This is a genomic window from Larkinella sp. VNQ87 (assembly GCF_049445795.1).
Taxonomy (GTDB): domain Bacteria; phylum Bacteroidota; class Bacteroidia; order Cytophagales; family Spirosomataceae; genus Larkinella.
Genome location: NZ_JBMSDT010000010.1, coordinates 197,423 through 221,926, shown reverse-complemented (window position 1 = coordinate 221,926; position 24,504 = coordinate 197,423). Strand labels below are relative to the sequence as shown.

Annotated in this window: 17 protein-coding genes and 1 riboswitch; of the genes, 5 read left to right on the top strand and 12 right to left on the bottom strand. The window is 49.7% G+C overall.

Features of this window, described 5'->3' with window-relative positions:
* Window positions 1–165 precede the first annotated feature (165 nt).
* Complete coding sequence (locus ACO2Q8_RS18865) at window positions 166–585, bottom strand: response regulator (RefSeq protein ID WP_423346399.1); 420 nt, start codon at window positions 583–585, stop codon at window positions 166–168.
* A 467-nt stretch (window positions 586–1,052) separates the two neighbouring features.
* Here ACO2Q8_RS18865 and gyrA point away from each other — a divergent pair, with 467 nt between their 5' ends.
* The 3 genes from gyrA to ACO2Q8_RS18850 all read left to right on the top strand — a co-directional run bounded on the left by gyrA (window position 1,053) and on the right by ACO2Q8_RS18850 (window position 5,589).
* A complete protein-coding gene (gyrA, locus tag ACO2Q8_RS18860; RefSeq protein ID WP_423346398.1) occupies window positions 1,053–3,602 on the top strand; it encodes a DNA gyrase subunit A in 2,550 nt (849 codons plus the stop codon).
* Window positions 3,603–3,675: 73 nt separating this feature from the next.
* Entirely contained in the window at window positions 3,676–5,109 is a 1,434-nt protein-coding gene (locus ACO2Q8_RS18855) for a hypothetical protein (protein ID WP_423346397.1), read from the top strand.
* 87 nt (window positions 5,110–5,196) lie between these two features.
* Window positions 5,197–5,589, top strand: a complete 393-nt coding sequence (locus ACO2Q8_RS18850) for a hypothetical protein (RefSeq protein WP_423346396.1) — start codon at window positions 5,197–5,199, stop codon at window positions 5,587–5,589.
* Window positions 5,590–5,814: 225 nt separating this feature from the next.
* On the opposite strand, the gene ACO2Q8_RS18845 is transcribed toward ACO2Q8_RS18850, so the two are convergent.
* The 5 genes from ACO2Q8_RS18845 to ACO2Q8_RS18825 form a co-directional block, all read right to left on the bottom strand.
* Window positions 5,815–6,519 carry a diphthine--ammonia ligase gene (locus tag ACO2Q8_RS18845; protein WP_423346395.1) on the bottom strand — a complete coding sequence of 235 codons (705 nt, stop codon included), beginning with the start codon at window positions 6,517–6,519 and terminating at the stop codon, window positions 5,815–5,817.
* Window positions 6,520–6,643: 124 nt separating this feature from the next.
* Complete coding sequence (locus ACO2Q8_RS18840; RefSeq protein ID WP_423346394.1) at window positions 6,644–7,759, bottom strand: YncE family protein; 1,116 nt, start codon at window positions 7,757–7,759, stop codon at window positions 6,644–6,646.
* Window positions 7,759–9,678 carry a TonB-dependent receptor plug domain-containing protein gene (locus ACO2Q8_RS18835; protein ID WP_423346393.1) on the bottom strand — a complete coding sequence of 640 codons (1,920 nt, stop codon included), beginning with the start codon at window positions 9,676–9,678 and terminating at the stop codon, window positions 7,759–7,761. Before ACO2Q8_RS18835 ends, ACO2Q8_RS18840 begins: the two co-directional genes overlap by 1 nt.
* A gap of 84 nt (window positions 9,679–9,762) precedes the next feature.
* A riboswitch (cobalamin riboswitch) is annotated at window positions 9,763–9,965 on the bottom strand.
* Window positions 9,966–10,140: 175 nt separating this feature from the next.
* Complete coding sequence (locus tag ACO2Q8_RS18830) at window positions 10,141–10,551, bottom strand: helix-turn-helix transcriptional regulator (RefSeq protein ID WP_423346479.1); 411 nt, start codon at window positions 10,549–10,551, stop codon at window positions 10,141–10,143.
* 150 nt (window positions 10,552–10,701) lie between these two features.
* Window positions 10,702–11,520 (bottom strand): 2,3,4,5-tetrahydropyridine-2,6-dicarboxylate N-succinyltransferase, encoded by an 819-nt coding sequence (locus ACO2Q8_RS18825; RefSeq protein ID WP_423346392.1) that lies wholly within the window; start codon window positions 11,518–11,520, stop codon window positions 10,702–10,704.
* A 1,013-nt stretch (window positions 11,521–12,533) separates the two neighbouring features.
* On the opposite strand from ACO2Q8_RS18825, the gene gap reads away from it, so the two are divergent.
* A complete protein-coding gene (gene gap / locus ACO2Q8_RS18820; RefSeq protein WP_423346391.1) occupies window positions 12,534–13,523 on the top strand; it encodes a type I glyceraldehyde-3-phosphate dehydrogenase in 990 nt (329 codons plus the stop codon).
* 34 nt (window positions 13,524–13,557) lie between these two features.
* On the opposite strand, the gene trmB is transcribed toward gap, so the two are convergent.
* The 6 genes from trmB to ACO2Q8_RS18790 form a co-directional block, all read right to left on the bottom strand.
* Complete coding sequence (gene trmB, locus ACO2Q8_RS18815; RefSeq protein WP_423346390.1) at window positions 13,558–14,217, bottom strand: tRNA (guanosine(46)-N7)-methyltransferase TrmB; 660 nt, start codon at window positions 14,215–14,217, stop codon at window positions 13,558–13,560.
* 2 nt (window positions 14,218–14,219) lie between these two features.
* A complete protein-coding gene (locus tag ACO2Q8_RS18810; RefSeq protein WP_423346389.1) occupies window positions 14,220–15,515 on the bottom strand; it encodes a bifunctional folylpolyglutamate synthase/dihydrofolate synthase in 1,296 nt (431 codons plus the stop codon).
* Window positions 15,516–15,521: 6 nt separating this feature from the next.
* A complete protein-coding gene (locus ACO2Q8_RS18805; protein WP_423346388.1) occupies window positions 15,522–16,460 on the bottom strand; it encodes a hypothetical protein in 939 nt (312 codons plus the stop codon).
* Window positions 16,461–16,630: 170 nt separating this feature from the next.
* Window positions 16,631–17,701 carry an SPOR domain-containing protein gene (locus ACO2Q8_RS18800; RefSeq protein WP_423346387.1) on the bottom strand — a complete coding sequence of 357 codons (1,071 nt, stop codon included), beginning with the start codon at window positions 17,699–17,701 and terminating at the stop codon, window positions 16,631–16,633.
* A 21-nt stretch (window positions 17,702–17,722) separates the two neighbouring features.
* Window positions 17,723–19,417: a TonB-dependent receptor gene (locus tag ACO2Q8_RS18795; protein ID WP_423346386.1), complete on the bottom strand. Its 1,695-nt coding sequence runs from the start codon at window positions 19,415–19,417 to the stop codon at window positions 17,723–17,725.
* A gap of 72 nt (window positions 19,418–19,489) precedes the next feature.
* Entirely contained in the window at window positions 19,490–22,522 is a 3,033-nt protein-coding gene (locus ACO2Q8_RS18790) for a tetratricopeptide repeat protein (protein ID WP_423346385.1), read from the bottom strand.
* 106 nt (window positions 22,523–22,628) lie between these two features.
* On the opposite strand from ACO2Q8_RS18790, the gene ACO2Q8_RS18785 reads away from it, so the two are divergent.
* Window positions 22,629–24,485, top strand: coding sequence for a M61 family metallopeptidase (locus tag ACO2Q8_RS18785; protein ID WP_423346384.1), 1,857 nt, complete (start codon window positions 22,629–22,631; stop codon window positions 24,483–24,485).
* Window positions 24,486–24,504 lie beyond the last annotated feature (19 nt).

The following is a 24,504-nucleotide window of genomic DNA, read 5'->3' as shown; positions in this document are numbered from 1 at the left end:
ACCCGTAGTATTTACTTAGGTTAAATTCGGCCCGAATCAGCCCGGCTGCCAACGAAAACGTGTTGAACCAGTGCGTAATTATACGCATCCGTAACCCTTCGTCCAACAGGTTCGATTACAGGGTGCACGGATACGGCTTATCAGTGTTGATTAACCGGGTTTTATTTAGTTATTGGCAGGAATGCGGGCGGTGTTTAACCAAAATGAACGAATTTGTTCCACCAGTTGGGTAAGTTGCTGGTAGCCGGGGGGTTTGATCAAATATGAATTGGCTCCCAGTTCATAGCAGCGCGTAATGTGTTCGGGCAGCGAAGAGGTCGTTAGGATGATAACCGGAACCGAGCGATAGATCGGATTGGAACGCAGTTCGTTGAGGGTGGCAAACCCGTCCATGCGGGGCATATTCAGATCCAGAAAGATGAGCGCCGGTAGTTGCCGCGTACTTTCTAACTGATTGAGTAGTTCGACTCCGTCTTCCGCAAAAAGTACCTCGCAATCAACCCAACCGGCATCGAAAACAGACTTGAAAAGTAGCCTATCGTCGTCATCGTCGTCAGTAATAATGATACGGTATTTGCGGGTCATTCAACTCAGGGATTGGGGCCAGTGGATAGTGCTTCTTCATTCAAAGATAAGTAATATATATCAAATACAATTTCTCCCTGTCACAAAGATTTCCATTAGCAGTATATACTATGTTTTGTTATAAAGCATACATTTTGGTAAGATTTGGCTGTTTGTTACTAAATAGCAATATTTTGTAACTTATTTGCACGCCGGGAGACTGGGTGTTATTTGGTAGTCGATTGGCCTGATCGGCCCGATTCGGGCATTGGCCGGGTTTGCGGTTCCGCGTACCTGTCCGGAGGTAGTAAACCCCGCAAAAATTGTACTTCACACGGCAGATACTTTTATTTGTGGCGATTTTTTTGCATATTTGTATGATACGCGCCTTGTCTAACAGACCGTGTCCCGTTTGACAGGTTTCGATCAGACGGCTCCACTTTTTAATCATCGCTTCGTCCGTTTATCGGACAGAGATTGAACTTCTTATGGCAGAAGAGACAGAAGAACCAAACGAATCCACCAAGATTATTCCCATTAACATTGAAGACGAAATGCGCGGAGCTTACATCGATTACTCGATGTCGGTCATTATTTCCCGCGCCTTGCCCGACGTCCGCGACGGCCTGAAACCGGTACACCGCCGGGTGTTGTTCGGAATGGCGGAGTTGGGTGTCAATTACAATAAACCGTTCAAGAAATCGGCCCGGATTGTCGGGGAGGTGCTGGGAAAATACCACCCCCACGGCGATGCCTCCGTGTACAGTACGATGGTGCGGATGGCCCAGGACTGGTCGCTGCGGTATCCTTTGGTGGACGGACAGGGAAACTTCGGTTCCATCGACGGTGACTCTCCGGCGGCCATGCGGTATACCGAAGCGCGTCTGAAGCGGATTGCCGAAGAACTGCTGACGGATATTTACAAAGAAACCGTTGATTTTCAGCCGAACTTCGACGACTCGCTGGAGGAGCCAGCCGTGATGCCGGCCAAACTTCCGAACCTGTTGTTGAACGGTTCTTCGGGTATTGCCGTCGGGATGGCCACAAACATGGCGCCCCACAACCTGACCGAAGTCGTCAACGGCATCGTGGCGTATATCGATAACCACGACATTACCATCGATGAGTTGATGGAACACATCACCGCGCCGGATTTTCCGACGGGGGCCACGATCTACGGCATTGAGGGCGTCCGGAGCGCTTTCCGCACCGGCCAGGGTCGGGTGGTGCTGCGGGCGCACGCGACAATCGAGGAAAACAAGGGCAAGACTCAAATTATCGTTACTGACATTCCGTATATGGTTAACAAGGCCGTGATGCTTGAGAAAACGGCGGAGTTGATCAACGACAAGAAGATCGAAGGGATTTCAGCATTTCGGGATGAGTCGGACCGCGACGGCTTGCGCGTCGTTTATGATCTGAAACGGGATGCGGTGCCCAACGTGGTTCTGAATAACCTTTACAAGCATACCCAGTTACAATCGGCGTTCAACATCAACAACGTGGCCCTGGTGAAAGGCCGCCCGGTTTTGTTGAACCTGAAAGACCTGATCCGGTATTATGTAGAGCACCGTCAGGAGGTGATTACCCGCCGGACGCAATACGAACTGCGTGAAGCCGAAAAGCGGGCGCACATTCTGGAAGGGTTACTGATTGCTCTGGATAACCTGGACGCGGTGATCGAATTGATCCGGAGTTCGCGCGATCCGGAAGTAGCCAAAACTGGGTTGATCGAACGCTTCCAGTTGTCGGAAGTGCAGGCGAAGGCCATCCTCGAACTGCGGCTGCAACGATTGACGGGACTCGAACGCGACAAAATCGTGGCCGAATACGAAGAACTGGCCCGTTTGATTGCGGATTTGAAAGCCATTCTGGCCAGCGAAGAGAAGAAGCTGGAGGTGATCCGGGAGGAACTCCTCGAACTCAAAGCCCGCTACGGTGATGTTCGCCGGACGGAAATCAACGTGCTGGGCGATGGCAACATCAGTGACCTGTCGCTGATTGCCGACGAAGAAATGCTGATCACGATTTCGCACCAGGGGTACATCAAACGGACTCCGCTGACCGAATACCGGGCGCAGAGTCGGGGAGGGGTTGGTTCGCGGGCGGCCAAAACGAAGGAAGATGATTTCACGGAGCATCTCTTCATGGCGACCATGCACAACACGCTGCTGATTTTTACGCAGAAAGGCCGCTTGTACTGGTTACCGGTGTATGAATTACCCGAAGGTGCGCGTGATTCGAAAGGACGGCCGTTGGCAAACTTCATCAACATTGAGTCCGATGACAAGGTGCGGGCGGTGATTAACGTGAAGGACCTGAAAAACGCCGATTACATCAACAACAACTACATTGTAATGTGTACCGAGCAGGGGACGATCAAGAAAACCCTGTTGGAAGCGTACTCACGCCCGCGCCAGAATGGAATTATTGCCATTACAATCAATGAAGAGGAGGGCGACCGGCTGCTGAACGTCTGTATGACCAATGGACAGAACGACATCATCATTGCGTCGAGCCAGGGCAAAGCCGTCCGGTTTAACGAAAGCCGGGTTCGGCCGATGGGTCGGACAGCCGCCGGGGTTCGCGGGATCAACCTGGAGGAAGGCGTGAAAGCCGTCGGAATGGTGTGTATCGGCCGCGACGACGCCCAGTTGCTGGTTGTATCGGAGAAAGGGTTCGGCAAACGTTCGCCGATCGATGAATATCGCACGACCGACCGGGGCGCTAAAGGCGTCGGAACGCTGAAAGTGACCGATAAAGTGGGTAATCTGGTGGGCATTCTGGAAGTGACGGACTCGGATGACCTGATGATCATCACCAAAGCAGGAACCGCGATCAGGATGCATGTCGAAGAGGTACGGGTCATTGGCCGGAATACCCAGGGTGTACGGCTGATCAACCTGCGTGATGGCGACGAAATCACGTCGGTAACCCGGATTCCGCGCGAGGAAGATGAAGAAACGGAGGGGCCGACTGAGGGTACTGAGCCCCTGGCGGAAGGGCCGGAAACGGCTGAGCCCGATCAAATGGCTTGATATTCCCATAAATTATTCGGTACTTTCCAGCATTAAAGTGAGAAACCAACGTTCAACCCCAAATTCTAGTAATATGAAACGACTCTCGTTCTTTCTACTGGCGGGATTTTTATCAGTAGGAGCGTACGCCCAGCAAGGCCTGGATGCTCTGACGGAGAAAACTTTCCAGGCTGAGAAAGAAAAAAGCGACAAGGCCATCACGGATGAGAAAGCCTCTGTCAAGCCGAAAACCTGGATGGACCGCGCTAAAACCTACGAGTCTATTGCCACGCAGGCCATCAAACTTGACTCCAATGCTGCTAATGTTGCTTACGAAGCGTACAAGAAAGTCATTGAGTTAGACAAGGATAAAAAAACCGGTGGTCCGGGCAAAATGGCCAAAGAAGCCGAAGAAGCCCTGAAAGGGCAGGCGTTGTTCCAGGCTTTTATGAACTCGGGTATTTACAAATACCAGGCTAAGAATTTCAAAGACGCTTCGGCGCTGATGACCCGGGCGGGCGAGATCAATCCGAAAGATACTACGGCCGCTTTGTATGCTGGTATTTTCTCGCAGAACGCCGAGAATAAAGACGCTGCCAAGGCTAATTTCGAGCGGTACATTGCCAATGGCGGGAAAGATGTGTCGGTGTATACGACGTTGGTAAGTCTATACTACCAGGATAAGGAAATTGAAAAAGCCCTGGCCACGATTGACAAAGGAGTTGCCAGCCTGCCGAACAGCAAAGACCTGAGTACGCAGAAAGTAAGCATCCTCGTGTCGACGGGTAAAGAAGACGAAGCGGTGGCTGGTTTGAAAGAGCTGATCGCCAAAGAGCCCAATAACGTTCAGAACCTGTTAACGGTTGCCTCCATTTATGACAACCGTGTCATTAAAGGATCGGATGAACTGAACAAGCTGGAAAGTAGCGCGAAAAAAGGTCCGAACGCGGCCAAGCAATTGGAAGAAGAAAAAACCGTCCTGAAGGAGTCGCAGGCAGAGCTGGCCCGGTTGACGGCCCGCCAGAAACGCGAACCCAAAAATGTAGACGTGAAAAACCAGATTACCCGCGTGAAGCAGATGATCACAGAAGCACAGGGTAAGGTTGCCAACCTGGAGAAAGAGGTACAGGCACAGGCCGGTCAGGCCAACAGCGGTTCTGAGCAGAAAATTGCCGATCTGAAGAAACAAATCGACAGCGATCGCGCCGTTGCCCGGGAGTATTACGGCAAAGTGTTGCAGGTCGATCCGAACCATTATGATGCCAACTTCAACCTGGGTGCTTCGTACTTCAACGAGGCCATTCAGGTGCGGAGAGTGGTCGAGTCGATGGATATGAAAGATTACCAGACCCGCGGTAAAGAAGTTGAAGGCCTGGCATGCGGTAAATTCAAACAAGCGCTGCCGTATTTCAAAAAGGCAAAAACGATCAAGGACAACGAACAGGATCTGAACGATAACCTGACGAACCTGGAAAATGTCCTGAAACAGTTTGAAGAAAAGAAAGTTGCCTGTGTCGAAAGCAAGTAACGAAAACCAGTTCTGATAAACAGGGCACTCAGCAAAGGGTGTCCTGTTTTTTTGCCAGTATTTTGAATCGCCAGGATAACGACTGTGATGCGGATCATCTATTTTTTAATGGCATTGGGCATAGCGCTAGTGTTCTACTTAAGTTGGATACCGTCTCCGTCGATGGAGCGAGTATGGTTTATTCCTGATTGGTTGGCGCGCTGGAGCGATAGGCAAACCAATGGCGATTTACGAACTGCGATTCCGTTTTTGTTTTTAGGAACCATGATCGGAGTCCGGTTTTCCCAAAACACAACTCCCGCAGTCACCCGGTGGATACTGGCTTTTCTGGGACTGACTTTTATTGCAGTCATTGCTGAGTTGGGGCAATTGCTGCTGCCGCATCGGTATTTTAAAATAATGGATATTGTGTGGGGTAGTGTGGGTGCGTTCGTCGGTTTGAGTATGGGTTACCTTACCGGACGTTTGATGCGGGGGTGATAATTAAATTATGGGGAATTTTAGTTAACATAATATAAATTATGCAACAATTATTTTGAGCTAAAGTTAGGCTGGATTCTGGATTGTAAAACGCTGATTGGTAGATCTTTGTATAAAGTAGTGTAGATGAACGGTTTATGGATTCACGTGGAACAATTTCCCTGATAACCTTTGATGTTCTCTGATTAACCCTGTGATCCAACAGGTGTTATTACACAGAGTTGATCAGAGAACATCAGAGGTTATCAGAGTTAGATCCTGAAATATAAACGCCGTATCCCAGTTCCCGGCTTGCGAATACGACCGCCAGGCAACCTCGCCTTTCTGAAACAAAACCGGTTTTTGAAAAACTGGACCGTCGTAAACAAACGAATGATACTCGCCATTTTCCCCACACGGATCGACGTTCGGCGGTAGCTCATCCAGTAGCGTTTCATTCAGCTCCCGACCAGCCCAACTTTCCGGCAAATGATTGGCATTCAGGCAAACCAGGACGGCTTTGAAGCCGGTTTGCGAAAATAACCTGATCAATGAAACCGTATCCTGCTGCCATAACGGAAACACGCCAATCAAGCCAAGTTCGTTCAGCAGTTGTTCGCGGTATTGCCGTAAATCTTCCAGAAAAATGTCACCGTAAATGACGTGTGAAATTCCCTGAGCCTTCAACTCCGCCAGTTGGTGTTTTAGGATGTTGGTGTAAACTTCCATAGAAACTTCACCCGGTAAGTTGATGACATACAGCGGTAATCCAATCGAGATCGCCTGAGCTTCGATGAGTTCGGTCCGGACGCCGTGCATACTCACCCGATTGAATTCCGTGTTATCGGTTGTGAGCAGACCAACAATCTCAATGTCGTCAAACTGACGCCCCAAAAATAAAGCGAGGGCTGAATCTTTGCCCCCGCTCCAACTGATAATGGCTTTGTTCATACAAACTGGATGAGCTGGATGCTAGATGTTTTGGATACTGGATGCTAGATACTGGCTGTTCTGGATTTCATCTACCTTTTTCAAGTATCCAGAACAGCCAGCATCCCATCCAGTATCAAGTTTCTCATTTAAAGTAAAAACCGGTTGGTGCGATTTCTGCCCGGACTGAATCGATCAGGGTGCCGTTGGGTTGGAATCGGTACACATAGCCTGCCTGACCGTACGATGGCGTGAAACCGGCGTAGATCGTTCCACTAGTGGGATCAATGTCTAAGCCGGAAAACAGGCGGTTGATAAACGGTGTCGTGGCCGGAATGGTCGTATCGTTTACTGAAAAGCGGTACGTCTCTCCTTTCTGTTTGAAGTTATCGGCCGGATCGTAAAACGAATACACGAAATAAATCGTCTGTTTGTCGGGGCTCATTCGGAACGTGCCCGGCGATTTGGTGGTGCTCGTGCCGACTTTTAGGCGGTTTTCGACAGCCTTTGTCTGGGGATTGACCCGGACAATTTCATTGCCTGAACTTATCCAGAGCTTGTTATTGGCATCGACGCCGACTGGACTTGGATTGGTACCAATTTCAACTGGCGCTTTCACGGCATCGGTATTGATATCGATTACGGTCAGATTTTTTACCTCCCCGACTGAACCCAGGAAAACCTCATTGCCGACAACGACCATCGCTTCCGGACCTTTCGGTACGTTGATCTTTTTCGTAACCGTATTCGTGCTCAAATCAACAACGGCAACGTAGCCCGGATCTTTGTAAAAGGTGCCGTTAGCAAAATCGCCCGAAACATCCCAGCAACTTACATACGCTTTGTTGGTTCCGACTTTGACGGCATACCGGGGATTTTCAATTTCCGGCGTTTTTAGCGTTGCCAGCGATTTAAATGTATTCGCATCGATAATTTCCAGTTTATCCTGAGCGGCTGTGCTGTTGTCCACCAGGATGAGACCTTTCCCGTCGACTTCTGCGTAGCCCTGCACCCCGCCAGTAAGCGTTCGTTGGTTGACGAGGGAAAAAATGTCATAACTGGCCGTTTTGGAAGAGCGGTTAAGAAACGACAACGAGCCGTTGTTTTGCAGGAAGTTACCGGAATTGATCACTACCACGCCGGAGCCGTAGGGCACAGCGGCCGGGTCGTCGTTGTCATTCTTGCAGGACCAGTTCAAGGCGACAAGCAGCGAAAGAGCCAGCTTTAGGCGGACTGCTGAGGCAGTATTCATTTTTTTCATCAGATTTTATTACTAGTTAGATTGCAAACTACTTGGACGGAATATGAGCGCCCCGGCATGGCGTTGCGCTTGACATTGAGGTAAACGGTATCGAAGACGTTGTTGATTTGTCCCTGAATGCGGGTTTGTACCGGACCGAATTTGGCGGTGGTTTCGAGCATTATGTTGGTCAGCACGAAACCGCGCAGGAACTGAATGTTATCGAAGGTGGTGTATTGCCGGGAGTTGGCCTGAGTCTGCACGGTCAGGCGGGTATTTCGTCGGGCAACAAAGGCGGTGAGTCGTCCACTGTGTTTGGGAACGAACACGAGTTGTTTGCCAACAATGTCCTGGGCGTATACGTTGTACACACGCTCCTGGCTGGAACGGGTCAGCGCGTAGCCGAGCGTCAGACCTGATTGCCAGGTGGGCGTTGAATAATTGAGGGTTACAGTCCACTCCAAACCCCTCGATACGACCAGTTGCAGATTCTCGACCCGGTAGCCGTAGTCCGGATTCCAGTACGACCAGTCGTCGATGCGGTTTCGAAAAACCGTGGCTTCCGATGAAACCTGCCACCGTTCATTCGGGGACCACTTGGTCAGTAAACCGGTTTCGAGGTTAAAACCGTTTTCGGGCTTCAGGTTTGGATTACCGAGTTCTTTCCAGTACCGTTCATTCAATGTTGGCACGCGATAGCTCCGCCCGGCGGATGCTTTTGCCGTAAGGGTATTTTTTCCGCGCTGAACGAAAATATACTCCGCACCCAGCGAAGGTGTTATGGGCGGATCAAACCGGGTAACAAAAGCTTGTCGCAGATTCGCGGAAAGACTTAACCGGCTCATCTGATACCGGAACAAAGCAAAGAAATCCGCCCGATCTTCCTGAATGGTTGTTCCGCCGTAGCCATCGACCCGCGTCCAGTAGTGCGACCACTCACCCCCTACCCGTAGTGATGCCTTTCCCAATCGGTATGTCTTCGTAAATTCCCGCTCGATTCGACTGACCAGTCGATCGGTTTCAGAATGACTGGGCGTTTTAAAATTTCCCTTGGCGTAATCGATCACGTCACGAATCAGTCCCAGCCGGGCCGTCCATTTTGGCGTTTCGTATGTAGCCAAAAACCGGTACGATTGCATCCGGGTCCGCTCCCGCACAGTCGTATCAAAAGGCGAAACGATCAGATCGTTGTCCGTCAGCCAGGTATTGACCGAGAGTTGCTGGTTCCGCTGGTTCCGGAAATACAAATCCTGGATGAACCCTTCTTGGCGGGTGGTCGACTGTTCGACAAAATAGTTACCGCGTTCCCGGTATGGGAAGTTATTGGGAAGCCGGTTTCTGTATAAAAAGGTTTTACCCGCGATTTGCCAACTCTTGTTGGTCGGGCTAACAAACCGCACCCCGGCCTGTGTGCCCGAATTCCGGAAACTGCCAAGTTGTTGCCCGACCGAGACGGAAAAACCGGGTTGTTGCCATTTCGGATTTGCCTGAAGTAGAATGCTGCCACCCACGGCATCCGACCCGATGCAACTGGCTGATGAACCATACTGAACCGAAAGCTGCTCGAAACCCGCGATGGGCAGTGTCGAGAAATCCGTCTGGCCAAGTGTCGGTTGATTAATGTTGATACCATTCCAGAGCACGGCCGTGTGATTCGCCGAGGTACCCCGGAATGAAGCCGTTGCCAACTGACCAGGACCGTATACCTTAAACGCAACCGGAGTGGTGTACGTCAGCACGTCCGTCAGTGTTTGAAACCGGAATTGTTCCAGCGTCAGGGAATCGATGCGCTGCGTTTTTTGCCCGGCCGAGAACCGCTCAGGTGTAGAACCCCGAACTGTTACGGACGGTAACGTTTGGTCAATACCGCTGGTCTGTCCGTTGGCGAGACCGAACGAACCCAACAGCATGGACAGGAAAATCCCGTCTCTATACCGCATACTGTTTCTGTTAACTAAAGCAAAAGTGGCCGGTCAATACCGTCCTGACAGGCCTGATTCCCTTTACACCCGAAAGAAATAAGGTCGAAAAAGCGATATGAGGCAGGTCTCCTGGCTTTACCCACCGATTTCGGCCTTCCCATCCGATCGAGACCAGACAGTGGCATGAAGAGGAAATCGGTTTGTACAGGTTTACAGTTGCGGGGACAGCGCCGGTTTTGCACCGGCTTCCCTATTAAGCCATCGCTGACCTGAAGTCAGGCGGCACCTCATGCGGCAAAGGTAAGTAATGTCGAGGAATATGCAATAACGGCTTAACAAGCTGCTCATAGCAAAGCTCTGGCCCGAATGGCGATGTGCTGAATGCGTCCAGAGCACTACAATGTTTCGGCCTGTTCACGATAAACCGCCGACAGATCCGGTAGCCTCCTGAAACTATGTCGGTCCTACAGAATGCAAACCTTACAAGGGAGAGTACTCGCGAAATGTGCCATCCGTATAGAAGACGAGAATTCGCTCTATGATTTTTTCTTCTTTATTTTTCGCTACAGACGTCTGTGGAGGGGCATGGTAGACCGGTTTTTCATCCGTGATTTCTGGTTGTGCAATGAGTTTTCTAGGCATTGTCCGGGCAGACTCAGTTGGCTGAGAATTTACATTTGTAAAAGTGCCCGGTTCGTCTTCCAGTATCCAATCATAGCCTAGCTCAGGAAATCTTCGGATAATTTTTTGAATGATATCAAAGCTAGGGCGATTTCGACCCGACAAGATATGAGAGATGCTTGAACGCTGAACGCCAATTTCGTCTGCAAAGTAAGACGGTGTCATATTCCGGTCTTTCAACACCTGTTTAATTTTGTCATTTACATTCATAAATCGCGTATTTTTCACAAAGTTAATCGATATACAACAGTAAGCAAATGTTAAATTTATAAGTGTAAATTGAAAAGTGTGAATAGCGGCAACAAAATAGACCAACCTACAAATGTAAATTGGTCTATGGTAAATGTTAACTGTTTACAATTATACCGTTACGTTGTTTTCACGCAATGCTTCGTTCAGGGATGTTTTCAAATCGGTTGATTCTTTCCGCTGGCCAATGATAAGGGCACACGGGACATGAAACACACCAGCCGTAAATTCTTTAGCAATACTGCCAGGAATAACGACAGAATTAGCCGGGACATAGCCGCGATATTCAACTGGGTCAGATCCGGTAACATCGATTACTTTTGAACTGCCGGTGATGGTAACACCAGCGCCTAACACAGCTCTTTTTCCGATGTGCGCACCCTCGACAACGATGCAACGTGAACCAATAAAGGCTCCGTCTTCCACAATCACAGGCGATGCCTGAGGTGGCTCCAGCACTCCACCGATGCCAACTCCCCCACTGAGGTGAACGTCCTTCCCGATCTGTGCGCAACTGCCGACCGTTGCCCAGGTATCGACCATTGTTCGCTCATCAACGTATGCGCCGACGTTGACATAAGAAGGCATTAAAATAGCACCCGGTGCAATGAACGATCCATAGCGAGCAACGGCAGGTGGCACCACTCGAACCCCACTCCGACTGTACTCCTTTTTCAGCGGTATTTTGTCGTGGTACTCAAAAATACCAACTTCGTGCGTCTGCATAGATTGAGAGACAAAATACAGCAGTATCGCTTTTTTGACCCATTCGTTGACCTGCCACTTCTCCTCTTCAATGCCCGGCTCAGCCACTCGAAGCCGGCCTTTATCCAGTTCTTGAATGATATGGTGAATTGCTTCCAGCGTAGCTGAATCGCTCAGCAAACTGCGGTCTGTCCAGCAGTTTTCAATAAGAGATTTATACTCCATTAGTTCAAAATATTATGTATATAAGCACTAGATTTTAAAGTAATTAAATGTCTCGTTATCAGTTATTTAACTGATTAGTGTATTTTGGATTCTAATTGGAAAAGTTAAATTATTTACATAAAAATTTTTAGCCTGTAAGCGACGGGTTTATTGAAATTAATTTTCCAAGATATCGCAGAATCAAGAATGGTAATTCGGTATAGTAAATTTCTCATATAATACAATTGTATCATAGCAATTCTGGCAGAAAAGTTTAGGGGTGGACATAAATAGAATCTGCCATAGAAACTGAATTACAAGGTCAGTGTTTCATTATTTAATCTTCCTGGAGACTAGCTGAGTGAATCAGAGATTCGTGAAAGTTAACGTCTACCCTGTCATCCTATTTTGTCTAGCCCCATACCTAGTTGGTCGAGTGTTAGGGATAGAATAAACGATATTTTTGGAAACCACAGATAATGGTGTTACCTCGCCAAAAATTCAAATAGGACTAAAATTTTATTTAGTTGATCATCTCTCCACTAGTTGAATGAAACAGATAAAATCAACTCCTAGAACCAAGAAACAAGTCTCAAATAAATTAAATAAAATAAAATAAAATTTGAAGTATACCCAAGGTGTCTGTTCTCAGTCTCGCATAAAAGCGAACTAGAAAATAATGACATAAATGTAAAGGTGATTTGGATAATATCCTAGGTGTTTTAGAGATACCACATAATACACAAAATAAAGGCTAACTATATACTATTATATTTAGTAAAAAATAAGCCATATATTAGTAATATACTAAATATATAAGCATATAATACTAATCTATGCTGGAAAATAGTTGCACAATTACTATTTATTACTAAATATATTGACAACTATTTTCTCACTACTTATAAACTAAATTGAATCAGAGCGATTCTTGGCTGCTAACCGACTGACCTAATCTCTTTTCACAGGCCCTTTCTGTTTCAATTTGGAATAGTATCTTTGCAGCGTTCATGCTAACTAATTATTCACAAACAATGGGCAAAATTAAAGTCGCCATTAACGGTTTTGGTCGTATCGGCCGGCTGTCTTTCAGAAGACTTCTAGAAAAAGAAAATGTAGAAATTGTTGCCATCAACGATCTTACTGACAATGCAACATTAGCTCATTTGCTGAAATATGATTCCGTTCACGGTAAGTTTCAAGGCGAAATTGCGTCTGACAGCGATAGTTTAACCATCAACGGAGTTCGTATTCACGCTTATGCCGAACGCGATCCTAAAGCTTTGCCCTGGGCTAATTTAGGCGTCGATGTTGTATTGGAGTCTACCGGACGATTTGTCGATGAAGCAGGTGCAGGTCAACACCTGACCGCAGGTGCCAAAAAAGTAGTAATCTCCGCTCCCGCCAAAGGGAACATTCCAACGGTTGTTTTGGGAGTAAATGAAGATACCCTGACGGGTACCGAAACCATCCTATCTAACGCATCCTGTACGACAAACTGCCTCGCTCCGATGGCTAAAGTACTGGACGATGTTTTCGGCATAGAAAAGGGGTACATGACAACGATTCATGCTTACACTGCTGATCAGAATCTCCAGGATGCTCCTCACTCCGACCTGCGCCGGGCTCGCGCAGCCGCTCTTTCAATTGTTCCGACTTCGACCGGTGCTGCTAAAGCCGTTGGCTTAGTCCTTCCACAATTGAAAGGAAAACTAGACGGCTACGCCCTTCGCGTGCCCATTCCGGATGGTTCGGTAACGGACCTGACGGCAATTTTGAAGCGGGAAGCGACGAAAGAAGAAATTAATGCCGCAATGAAAGAAGCCGCAGAAGGTCCGTTAAAAGGAATTCTGGAGTATTGTGTCGACGAAATCGTTTCAACCGACATCGTTGGAAACCCTAGTTCCTGTATCTTCGATTCGAAACTAACCTCAGCAAACGGAACGCTGGTGAAAATCGTTGGCTGGTACGACAACGAATTTGGCTATTCCAGCCGGATTGCTGACCTGATCGCTAAATTGTAATATAGTAAGATAAGGCGACAAAAAAGGCGGGAAACTACCCCGCCTTTTTGCATTTTAAATATTTTATCGAAAAGCCTTTTCGGGTGAAGATCTCTTCGTATTTGGTTTTGATTCCCAAATGCAGGTTGTTCATTTCGGAGGCATACAAGTCGTCGGTAGCTACCATATCCTGAAAACCGTACGCTGACAACGTTTGGATACTATACTCAAAAAAATCGGAATGATCGGTTTTTAGGTGCAGGGTTCCTCCTTGCGAAAGCACTTGCTGATAGAGCGGTAAAAACCGCGGACCGGTCAGGCGGTTTTTGACCTGGCTGACTCTCGGCTGTGGGTCCGGAAACGTAATCCAGATTTCCTGAATCTCATCGTTGCTAAAAAACTCCAGCAACCGAAAGACATCCGTACGCAGAAACGCCACATTCGTCAAACCGCCTTCCAGCGCCCGCATACTCCCCTGCGCAATTCGATCGCCTTTTTTGTCGATACCAATAAAATTTAGATGAGGGAAATGCCGGGCCAGACCAACGGTATACTCACCCCGTCCACACCCGATTTCGACCACGATAGGGTTGGCATTCTGGAAATAATCCCGGTGCCAGTTTCCTTTAATCGATTCAAAAAGCGCTTTACCCGGTTCCAGGACATTCGGGCTCAGCCGATTGTGCTCAAAACGGGCTAACTTATTCCTACTCACGTTTATAATTGATTTAATTCGGCTACAACATACGTGCTGCCGGTAACAAGGATACAATCTTCCGGTTCTGCCTGTTGGAGCGCAGCTTGCAAGGCCTGATTTACATCTTCAATAACCGTCCCGGAATACCCCAATGCTCGAAAATCCTCCGCTAGATGGGAAGCCTCCAGCGCCCGCGGAATATCTGGCTGGCAAAAATAATAGGCAGCATCGATTGGAAACAACCGAATTACCTTCGACAGATCTTTATCTTTCACAAAGCCCACCACCAGATGCAATTTGCGGTGCGGAACCGACTGCAACGATTCCAATACCGAGCGCAAACCGGGTTCATTGTGCGCGGTATCACAGATAACCGTCGGATTTTGCTGCAAAATCTGCCAACGACCTTTCAACCCGGTCAATTCAACCACCCCGGCCAGGCCGGTTTCAATAGCGATTTGAGAAATAACGAAATAATTTTTCAGTGCATCAAGTACTGTCAATACCCCCGCTACGTTTTTTAGCTGATACGACCCCAGCAAACCAATGTGCAGAGGAAGGGGAGATTCCATCCCATCCCGGTTATTGACCAATACCCGCCGTCCCGAGGCACTCACGCCAAGATCAGAAATGGTAAAAACACCATCTGACGCAAACAGAATTGGACTTTCACCCTCCTCCGCTTTTTGCTGGAAAACATCCTCTGTTTCGGGATCGCGTTCGCTGATGACGACCGGCACCCCCGGTTTGATGATCCCGGCTTTTTCGTAAGCTATCTTGGAAAGTGAATCACCCAGGATATCGCTGTGATCCCAGCCAATGTTCGTAATCAGCGAAACGAGCGGGGTGATAATGTTCGTTGAATCGAGACGCCCCCCCAACCCTACCTCTATAACGGCGATATCGACCTTCTGACGGGCAAAGTAGTCGAAAGCCAGGGCAACGGTTACTTCAAAGAAAGAAGGCTTCAAATCCTCGATAAACGCGCGATGCTTCATGACAAAGCTGCCCACCTCCTCTTCCGGAACAGGCAGACCATCAATCCGGATTCGTTCGGTAAACGATTTGAGGTGGGGCGACGTATACAAACCGGTTTTATAACCGGCCGATTGCAGCACGGCCGCCAGCATATGCGACGAACTGCCCTTGCCGTTTGTGCCGCCTACATGAATGCTTTTAAATTGCTCGTGCGGATTACCCAGATACGCACAAAACTGAAGAATGTTGCCCAGGCCTGGTTTGATGGCCTTCGCTCCTACGCGGTGAAAAACCGGGAGCTGTGCATACAGGTAGTCAATGGTTTCCGAATACGTCATTCGGCACTAATTAGATCGGATATTGATGGTGTAGGTACCGGTGGAAATTGGCGGAGCCGACGATCCTTTGGGTACCAGTTGCAATTTGTACACCTGTTGTTTATAGAATTCGGTCACCGTTGGACTTAATCGCGTTTCTCTTACCCGAACGTAAGTAACATCACCTTTGTCGTCGACCTTGATTTCAAACACAATTTTACCGCTTTCCCCGGAATTATCCTGAGCGATCCGGCTACTGGCCAGGCGCCAACCCGCCATATTCAGCGAAACTCCGGAACCGCTCCCTCCCGGCGTACCATAGAATTGCTTGGCGTTGATGTTACCATCCGGATTTCCTTTATCACCAACCCCCGAAGCATCGTCCCCATTGTTGTTCCCTCCTACGCCGGATGCTTTCCCGACAGTCCCGTTCGATCCTCCGGCGGGTGCTTTTTTATATAACGCATTGGCGTCCACCTTCTTCGGTTCGGCAACCGGTTCGGCTCTCGGCGGGGCTGGTGTTGGTTTCGGTGTCGTAGCGGCTTCGGTTTTCTTTGGTTCGGCTTTTTCCGGAACCGTCACGGGGCTTTCCAGTTTGCTGGCGATATCCGGTTTTTCAGTCACTACCTTACTTGGTTTGGCATCTGCGATTTTCGGAACCGGAGACGTCGGCGTTTTTTCCACCCGTGAGGTCGTGGTAACTTTCGGATTCGGTTTATCCTCCTCCTTTTTCACATCCTCTTTATTCTTCGAATCACTGGCCTTGTTATACGTCTGAATGGAGCCACTTCCGATCAGATCTGTTCCGAAGTTGACATCCACGTATTGAATTGGCGGAGGATCGGGAATCGATTGCCACAGCCGGATATACAACAGCAGGAAAAACAACAGGGCACAGATGGCGAACGACCCAGCCAGCGCCGTAACCCGGTATTCGTTCTCATTTTCCAAGGTGGTGCGATTCATGGATGCAGTGTTTAGGCATTAACGGAAAAACCGGTGTCGTGTATTGTCCGGCCCCGGCAAAAATAAAACGATTTCCTGGAATCTAAGGTTCATCAATGCAAAAAGGCAACCCAAAGGCCGCCTTCCTACTTATCTCATAAAAATCAACACTATCATTTCAATCACCGTAATCACTGGTCAATCTTGTGCACCCAGGCTTGTGCGCCCGACAGTTTGCTGACCGTCTCCAGCGATGCCAGCACTTCGTCCCGGTTTTCCGACCCCACCGCAGCGACTTTCACGAGTTCTTTCGATTTCGACTGGGGCAAAATGTACGCGGTCTCAAAACCGTTTCGGCGCAACCGGCGCATCAATCGTTTGGCATTGGCTTTACTGGCAAAGCTCCCCGCAATTGCGAGGTAAAACGTCTCCGGCTTTTTCACTTCCACTACCAGAGCCCCCGACTCAGCAACCACGGCCGGTTTTGCCGGTTCACGAACCGAAGCCGGATTCGCAACTGAAACGACGACCGGTTTTGTTTCAGGCGTTTCAACACGAGCCGCCGGAACTTCCGTCACAGGTTCTGCCAGAGCCTTATCGTCGGGAACAAAAAGCGCAAAAGGGTTGAGACTTGAAACCAACGATGGTGATTTCTGAACCGAGACGATGCCCAGTGAACAAATCAGGAGTACCGCAGCCGCCCAGGCCAGGTACTGACGCCGGTTTCGGGTGACGGGCAATTCCACCACTGTCGAGGGTACTTCCTCCGCTTCGACCGCTATCAGGCTTTCTTTACCCGGTTTCAGCAAGTCGACAACCGGTTTTTCGGCGACCTCGAGGCTGTTCACCAACTGGGCCGGTACGGGCTGAAAACCGTAGGATTCGCCCTGAAAATTATGTCGAATTTCGGGGTCAAATTGAAGTTTATTCTCCTCATTTTCCGAGAATAAGCCCAGTCCTTCTAACGTAAAGATTCGTTGCTGACGGACCTCCTTTTTTAAACGATCGACAAACTGACGGATTTCCTGTAAAGCCTCTTCCCGCGTACAGCCTTCGTGCAACATCAGGTAGCTGATCAGCAAGCCATCGTCCAGCTTCAGCGCTTCGTTGAAAGCGATTTTCTTCCGGGGAGGCATATACAGACCGGTACTCTCCACAAAAGTAGCCGGAATGTAGTGCAAAATGAAGCCTCCCAACTCGGGAACCACGATGCAATCGTACTGAAACAGCAGTTTTTTGAGATAATCCGATACAGGTGTCATGGGCATTTCGGTTTAGGCGTGTCAGAAGCTGTACGACAATCCTCCGAGAAAGTTAAGCCCTTGTTGCGGATAATACAAATAGCGCTGATAATTACGGCCGGTAATGTTATTTAACGAAACAAACGCTGAAACCTGTTTTCCCAGGAAATAGTCAATTTTCAGGTTAACATCCCAGATGGGTTGAAGGGTGAAAATCTGATTAGTAACAAAGTTTTTTCCCTTTATGCCCTGATAATGGTACAAATCCGCCGTGATGAATAATTTTTTATTCACAATAAACGAATTCGACCACGAACCCGTAACCGTCGGGCGGTGCCAGGCTTCTTCCATCCGGCTCAGGCTGTAGTCGTAGAAGTCGGCCCGAAGCGTCGAGCGGAAAACCTCCTTATAGGTGTACCCCACCTGACCCGTCACCGTCAGCACATGCGACCGGTTCCCGTCGTACACCACGAAAAACTGAGACGTGTCCGGCCAGGTGTTGTTGAAACCGTAAAAATTGCGATACCGGGCATACGAGACTTTCCCTTCGTACGAAATACCGCCCCCGAGTTCGCCTTTGCTCCCGCCGTAAATATCCCAGGTTTTTTCGGTGTTGGCCAACACGGTTTGCGGAGCCAGCCAGCGGTTTTCGTTCAATAAACTGCGCAGCGTGTTGCGGTTGATGTCGCCATCGACTCCAGCGAAAAAGTGAATATTCCCAGCCGGAACCACATCCAGGTCTAACACCGGAAAAGCCCGCGTCCGGTTGATATCCAGCCGTTTATCGGATTCGTTAACAGCGTTAACCCCGAATGTAACGGTCAGCAACGAATTTGAATATTTAAAGGTCGGCTTTACGCGGAACAAATTTCGGTTATCGACCGGCCCGTCCGTCCGTTGGGTCACATAGGCATCGGCGGCAAAGAGTGCGACAAAGTTATCCGAAATGCCCACCGATCCTTTTAGGTTGGTTCCCCAGTCGAGTTCGGTCGCTTCATAATTATCCGACAGATTGATGATGCCGGTTTTTAGTGAGTAGTCGATCGCCCGCTCGGGGTCGACGTTTTCAATTCCCAGCCGGAACTGCGAAGTCTTCAGCACCTGACGAATCGACTCCCGGTCGATTTCCTGGGGTCGCCGGTAGCCGTAGAAATAAAACGCTTCGCGGTCGTAGCCCAGGTTGGCCGTTAGTTTGAATGCATCGGTTTGGTAACTCCCATTCAGCTTGAGCCGGTTTTCGCCGGTCGCCGAGTTTTTGCCATCCACTGGTCCCATCGACGACGAGAGGTGTTTGAATGAGCCATCCACGGCAATGTTCTCCATGACTTGCCCACTCCCAAACGCTTCGCCGTAGAAAGTTCCGTAATTCCCGGCACCGGCTTTGACGTAGTTGTTGAACAATTCCTGTTGCTCGGCCTGGGCTGCCGGAATGGGCAGGGCCGAAGGCGATAGCTTCGGATCGCCCACCGACAAACTCCGGTCGTTGAACTCATACGTCAGCTTGCGTTGCTCGGTTGATGGTTTGACGGAAGGAATTTTGTTGAAAAGCCGGTTGGCGGGCGGCATTTCAATTTTCCGGTTCTTCTCGATGGTAATCTCCTGGTCATCGACTTCGCCTTCCCGCACGGGCGGGCGTTGGGGTTGCTGCGCCCGGGCCTCAACCGTCGTGAACAGCAGACTACCGGTTACCAATGAAATCAAAGCCAGGTGATCGAGAGACGATTTGGGGACGAACATGTAGCGATTCAGTTTGAACCCGAACGGTTCGGATAAACGATTTAAATGATGGTAATGATGTGATGCTGAGCCTTAGTTCTTCGCGTCGAGGGCAGCTAACTTTTGCTTGGCTTCGGCGATGATCTCTTCGTTCTCCGCATTTTCGATGATCGAATTCAATACAGCCTTAGCCTGCGCGACTTCGTTCTGCGCTACGTTGTTATCGGCTACCAGAATAAATCCTTTGCCTTTCCAGTAATCGAACTGCGCAAAATCGGAGTTAAACCGCAGCAGCGCATCGATGGATTCTTTGTACTTTTTATTTCGGTACAAAATATCGGCGATCCAGTAATTGGCTTCGGCCCCCTGTTCATCTTTCGCCAGGGCGATGGTTTTCTCGAACTCGGTCGTCGCCTGTTTGAAATCCCCTTTCGCATACGCTACTTTACCCAGCATGAGCTGAGCCCGGTTTTGGGCACCCGGCACGACGTTTCCCATCGACAATACCTCGCGGGCCAAGACCTGGGTTGAGTCGTAATTACCGATTGCGTAATAAGTATCCATCAACCCAAGCACAGCCTGCGACTGTTCGTTCTTGCTCCGAGATTGCACCATGACCGTCCGGTAGTTCCGAATCGCACGCGGATAGTTCTTCTGCTGGCGTTCGATATCACCCGCCCGGGAAGCCGCCCTTGTTACAAAATCTGACTTGTTATCGTTGACCACGGTGTAGAAATACCGAAGGGCATTAGGCAGATCGCCGGAACGATAATACGAATCGGCCAGGTAATACCGCGCTTCATACGCTAGCAGGCTCGATGGATTGTCGTCAATAAACGCTTGTAAGGTCGGAATTGCCTGAACATATTTTTCATTGAAATATAAGCCTTTAGCATTTTCAAACTCAACCTTTTGTAGATCCGTATTACCCGGATTATTTTTCTTGTAGCTCGACAGGGCATTGCTAAACTCCTCCGCGCGGCCGGCATCGCTCAGGGCGTTCTGCAACCCGAGTAGGGCTCCGGAAGCCGACGGACTGCCGCCGAACTGATCCAGAATCCGGCGGTAATCCTGTATAGCCGGTTCATACAATTGCAGGTTGGTATTGGCCGTTGCCCGTTTCAGCAAAGCAGCCGGGATCAAGTAGCTTTTCGGTTTGTCGTTGATCAACCGGCTGAAGCCGCGAATCGCCGATTGGTACGCCCCTTTTTCAAAATCGACATTCGCCATCTGGAACAGGGCATCATCGGCATAACGCGAATTCGGGAATTGGCTCAGCACCCGCTCAAACTGGGCCTTGGCTTCCACATCCCGTTCCATAAAGGCCAGAATCATCCCTTTCTGGTACGCAGAATAATCACGGTCGATGCGACCCTGCGCGATGGCATTGTCGTAATACCGCATCGCTTCGTTGTAGTTCTTGGTTGCAAAATAACTGTCGGCCACCCGCACCGTCGCATCTTCGAGTGCCTGCTTGTCCGAAGATCCGGATTTGGTGATGAAATCCCGGAAATACGTAATGGCCTGGGCATAATTCTTTTTGTTGTAAGCCGCATACCCCAGCGCGTACAAGCTCTTGCCCTGCAACTCAGCGTTGGCGTTTCCGCGCATGACCTGCTGGTAAAGCGGAATGGCTTCATCGTATCTTTTCTGGGCCGAGTAGGTTTCCGCCTTCCAGAACAGGGCATTGTTCCGCAGTTCAGTATCGACGGGATATTTCAATGATTTATCCAGGTTGACAATCGCCTGTTCATAGCGTTCGGCATTAAAATCGTTTACAGCCTGGTTGTACGTAATCCGCTGGTAAGAAGCATTGATCCGCGGAGTCCGGCGTTTCAATCCTTCAATGTACGAAATGGCGGTGGCGTAATTATTCGACGAGAAATACGCTTCACTGAGCAATTCGTTCGATTCGTTCTCAAACTTGCTGTCCGGATACCGCTTCAGAAAATCCTGAAACTCCCGAACCGCTTCGCCCCCATTGTTCAGATCGAGTTGCAGCTTGGCATGGTTGAACGCCGACTCCTCCTGAATGGCTTTGTTAAAACCTAACCGGGCCGACTGGTCGAAGGCATTCAGGGCAAAGCTCGGATTGGCAGTTTGCAGGTAGCTAATGCCCAAGCGGTACGCGGAATACTGCGCAATGGTGTCTTTGCCTGCCGAAACCGTCTTCAAGGCCGTGATGGCACCCGGGTAATCGCCGGTTTTGAACAAGGCGTCGCCATAGCGAAACTGGACGGCGGACGGAACACTGCGGCCTTTGATGTTACTATATTGTTTATAAAAAGGAATCGCTTTGGCGTAATCGCCTTTTTTGTAGAGCACCTCCGCCGTAAACAGCGCTACTTCCGCCAGTTGGGTGGCGTTGCCCCGGTTTCGTTGCAAAAGGGGTTGAGCATAGGCCAGCAAATCATCATACCGACCAGCTTTGTACATCGACTGCACAATCCAGTTCGGCACCTCGTTCTGGTAAGTCGGATTTTGTTCAATCCGGCGGAAGTCGGCAATGGCTTCCCGGTAATTCCCCTGCCGAAAGTTGATCACCCCGGCGTAGTACGAAGCCGCCGGAGCCTGCTCCAGACCCGGATCCTGCTTGATCTGGTTCAGCAACGGCAGCGCATTCCGCAAGTCCTGTTTCGAATAGTAGGCCATCGCCAGCAGGTACTTGCTTTCAGCCTGCCCACCGGCATTGGAATTATTTTTCAGGGCTTTTTCCAGAAACGTGATCGCCCGGTCGTAATCGCCCTTGTCGAAATAATATTTCCCCAGATCGCCGTACAACAGCCCGGCTTTCGGGTGTTCGCGGTGATTCTTCACAAACCGATCGACCTGCACCTCGGCTTCGGGCAAGTCCAGGTACAATCCCGACAACGCGATGTAGTATTCGGCCGAAATAGCATTCTGGTCGCTGATGTTGGTGATCGGCTTCTTCCGTTCCAGGTACTGCAGAAATTCCTGCCGGGCGGCTGCATAATTATTTTTCTCGAACCATTCCAGACCGTTCCGGAACAGCGCGTCGGGTTCGGTGTAACTGAGGGTTCGCTGGGCTGAAACGGTCGTCGACAGGATCGAGCCAATGACTAAAACCGATACTTGGAAGGCCTTTCCAAACGGGTTCGAACGCATACGTTGGAGTTAAACAGATTTTCGGAATCGTAGTTACATTCTTACTTTTGTAAGCTATAAGCACGGGTTTTCACCATCTGAAAACGAAAGTACACGCATTTTCCGTATGAAAAAAAATCATTGGCTTTTCTTTTTACTCGGTTTGCCCCTGTGGGTAAGCGGGGCCATCCCGGCCATTCCCAAGCCGGAAACGCCCCCCCCAGCGGCCCCGGCTTCGGTTGCGTACACCCTCTCCATGCCCGAGCCACAGACGCATTATTTTGAGGTGGAAATGCAGCTAACCGACGCTTCGACGGGTACTAAGAATGCCACTGCCGGATACATCGATGTAAAGATGCCAGTCTGGACTCCCGGTTCGTACCTGATTCGCGAATACGCCAAAAACGTGGAAGGGTTTAGGGCCACGGCTGGAAATCAGCCCGTTCGCTCGGAAAAAATACGAAAGAACACCTGGCGGGTTTACTCAACGGCCAACCAACTCACGATTCGCTACAGGGTATATGCCAATGAATTGAGCGTCCGGACCAGCTTTATCGATGCTTCGCACGGCTACCTGAACGGTGCGAGCGTTTTCCTGTACGTCGATCAGCTTCGCAATTTGCCGCATCGCATAGTCATTCAGCCATACCAGGAATGGAAAAAGATATCGACCGGTCTGGTTGCTGTTTCTGGTCAATCCAATACGTTTGAAGCGACTAACTATGATGTGCTGGTCGACAGCCCCATTGAAATCGGTAACCACCATACGTTTTCGTTCACGGCGGCCGGCGTTCCGCATACGGTGGCGATGTACGGCGAGAAGCTGTACGACGAAGCCCGCCTGGCCGACGACATGAAGCGCGTTTGCGAAGAAGCTTTTCGGGTCATCGGCGAACACCCGTGTAAAGACTATACCTTTATTATCCACCAAACCCCAACCGGCGGGGGTGGCCTGGAACACGCCAATTCGACGACGCTGCAAATTACCCGCAATGCCTTCCTCAACGGTCAGCTTTACCAGAATTTCCTGAGTCTGGTGGCCCACGAGTACTTTCACCTTTGGAACGTCAAGCGCATCCGGCCCAAAGCCCTCGGGCCGTTTGATTACGAGAATGAAAATTACACCCATCTGCTGTGGGTAGCTGAAGGCATCACGAGCTTTTACCAGACCGCCATTCTCCAGCGAAGCGGTTTTCTAACCTCCAATGCTTACCTGCGTTCGGTGGGTAGCGAAATCACCGGTGTCGAAAATTTACCGGGAAACCGGGTACAGTCGGTTGCCGAATCCAGCCTGGATGCCTGGATCAAGTATTACCGTCCGAACGAAAATTCGGTCAACAGTACGGTATCGTACTACAGCAAAGGGAGCGTTCTGGGCGGGTTACTCAACCTGGCGATCGTTTCGAACACCAAGGGTCAGAAGAACCTCGATGATGTCATGCGGCTATTGTATAGCACGTACTACAAAAAGCTTCAGCGCGGTTTTACCGACGACGAATTTCAGATCGCCGTCGAAACGGTAGCGGGTCGAAAACTGGACGATTTTTTCCGAAATTACGTGTTCGGAACCGAGCAAATCGACTACAATGCATTCTTCAACCCGGTCGGGCTCCAACTCGTGGATGCCAGCGCCAGCAAACAGGACGCCTACCTGGGTGCCATGACGAAACAAACCGACGGGAAAGTTACGGTTTCGGCCATCCGGCGCGACTCACCAGCCTGGACAAGCGGTTTGAATGTGAACGACGAAATTTTGTCCATCGACAACCTGCGGATTGGTGCCGATCTTGAAAAAGTCCTGGAAACGTATCACCCCGGCACGACGATTTCGGTATTGATAAACCGAAGTGGACAACTCAAAACATTGTCGATCCCGTTAACCGGCAATCCACTGGCTGCTTATCGTTTAGAACCGGTTGCCAGCCCAACCCTTGAACAGCAGGTGTTATACAGAAAATGGCTGAATTTACCCCCGGCCCCCTAAAGGACGGTCGGGGGTAAAT

Coding starts and splice junctions, on each gene's coding strand:
- ACO2Q8_RS18845 (WP_423346395.1), bottom strand. CDS start 6,519: ATGAACAAAGCCATTATCAGTTGGAGCGGGGGCAAAGATTCAGCCCTC.
- ACO2Q8_RS18795 (WP_423346386.1), bottom strand. CDS start 19,417: ATGTTCGTCCCCAAATCGTCTCTCGATCACCTGGCTTTGATTTCATTG.
- ACO2Q8_RS18835 (WP_423346393.1), bottom strand. CDS start 9,678: ATGCGGTATAGAGACGGGATTTTCCTGTCCATGCTGTTGGGTTCGTTC.
- ACO2Q8_RS18855 (WP_423346397.1), top strand. CDS start 3,676: ATGAAACGACTCTCGTTCTTTCTACTGGCGGGATTTTTATCAGTAGGA.
- ACO2Q8_RS18865 (WP_423346399.1), bottom strand. CDS start 585: ATGACCCGCAAATACCGTATCATTATTACTGACGACGATGACGACGAT.
- ACO2Q8_RS18800 (WP_423346387.1), bottom strand. CDS start 17,701: ATGACACCTGTATCGGATTATCTCAAAAAACTGCTGTTTCAGTACGAT.
- gap (WP_423346391.1), top strand. CDS start 12,534: ATGGGCAAAATTAAAGTCGCCATTAACGGTTTTGGTCGTATCGGCCGG.
- ACO2Q8_RS18810 (WP_423346389.1), bottom strand. CDS start 15,515: ATGACGTATTCGGAAACCATTGACTACCTGTATGCACAGCTCCCGGTT.
- ACO2Q8_RS18840 (WP_423346394.1), bottom strand. CDS start 7,759: ATGAAAAAAATGAATACTGCCTCAGCAGTCCGCCTAAAGCTGGCTCTT.
- ACO2Q8_RS18830 (WP_423346479.1), bottom strand. CDS start 10,551: ATGAATGTAAATGACAAAATTAAACAGGTGTTGAAAGACCGGAATATG.
- ACO2Q8_RS18790 (WP_423346385.1), bottom strand. CDS start 22,522: ATGCGTTCGAACCCGTTTGGAAAGGCCTTCCAAGTATCGGTTTTAGTC.
- ACO2Q8_RS18825 (WP_423346392.1), bottom strand. CDS start 11,520: ATGGAGTATAAATCTCTTATTGAAAACTGCTGGACAGACCGCAGTTTG.
- ACO2Q8_RS18850 (WP_423346396.1), top strand. CDS start 5,197: ATGCGGATCATCTATTTTTTAATGGCATTGGGCATAGCGCTAGTGTTC.
- ACO2Q8_RS18785 (WP_423346384.1), top strand. CDS start 22,629: ATGAAAAAAAATCATTGGCTTTTCTTTTTACTCGGTTTGCCCCTGTGG.
- gyrA (WP_423346398.1), top strand. CDS start 1,053: ATGGCAGAAGAGACAGAAGAACCAAACGAATCCACCAAGATTATTCCC.
- ACO2Q8_RS18805 (WP_423346388.1), bottom strand. CDS start 16,460: ATGAATCGCACCACCTTGGAAAATGAGAACGAATACCGGGTTACGGCG.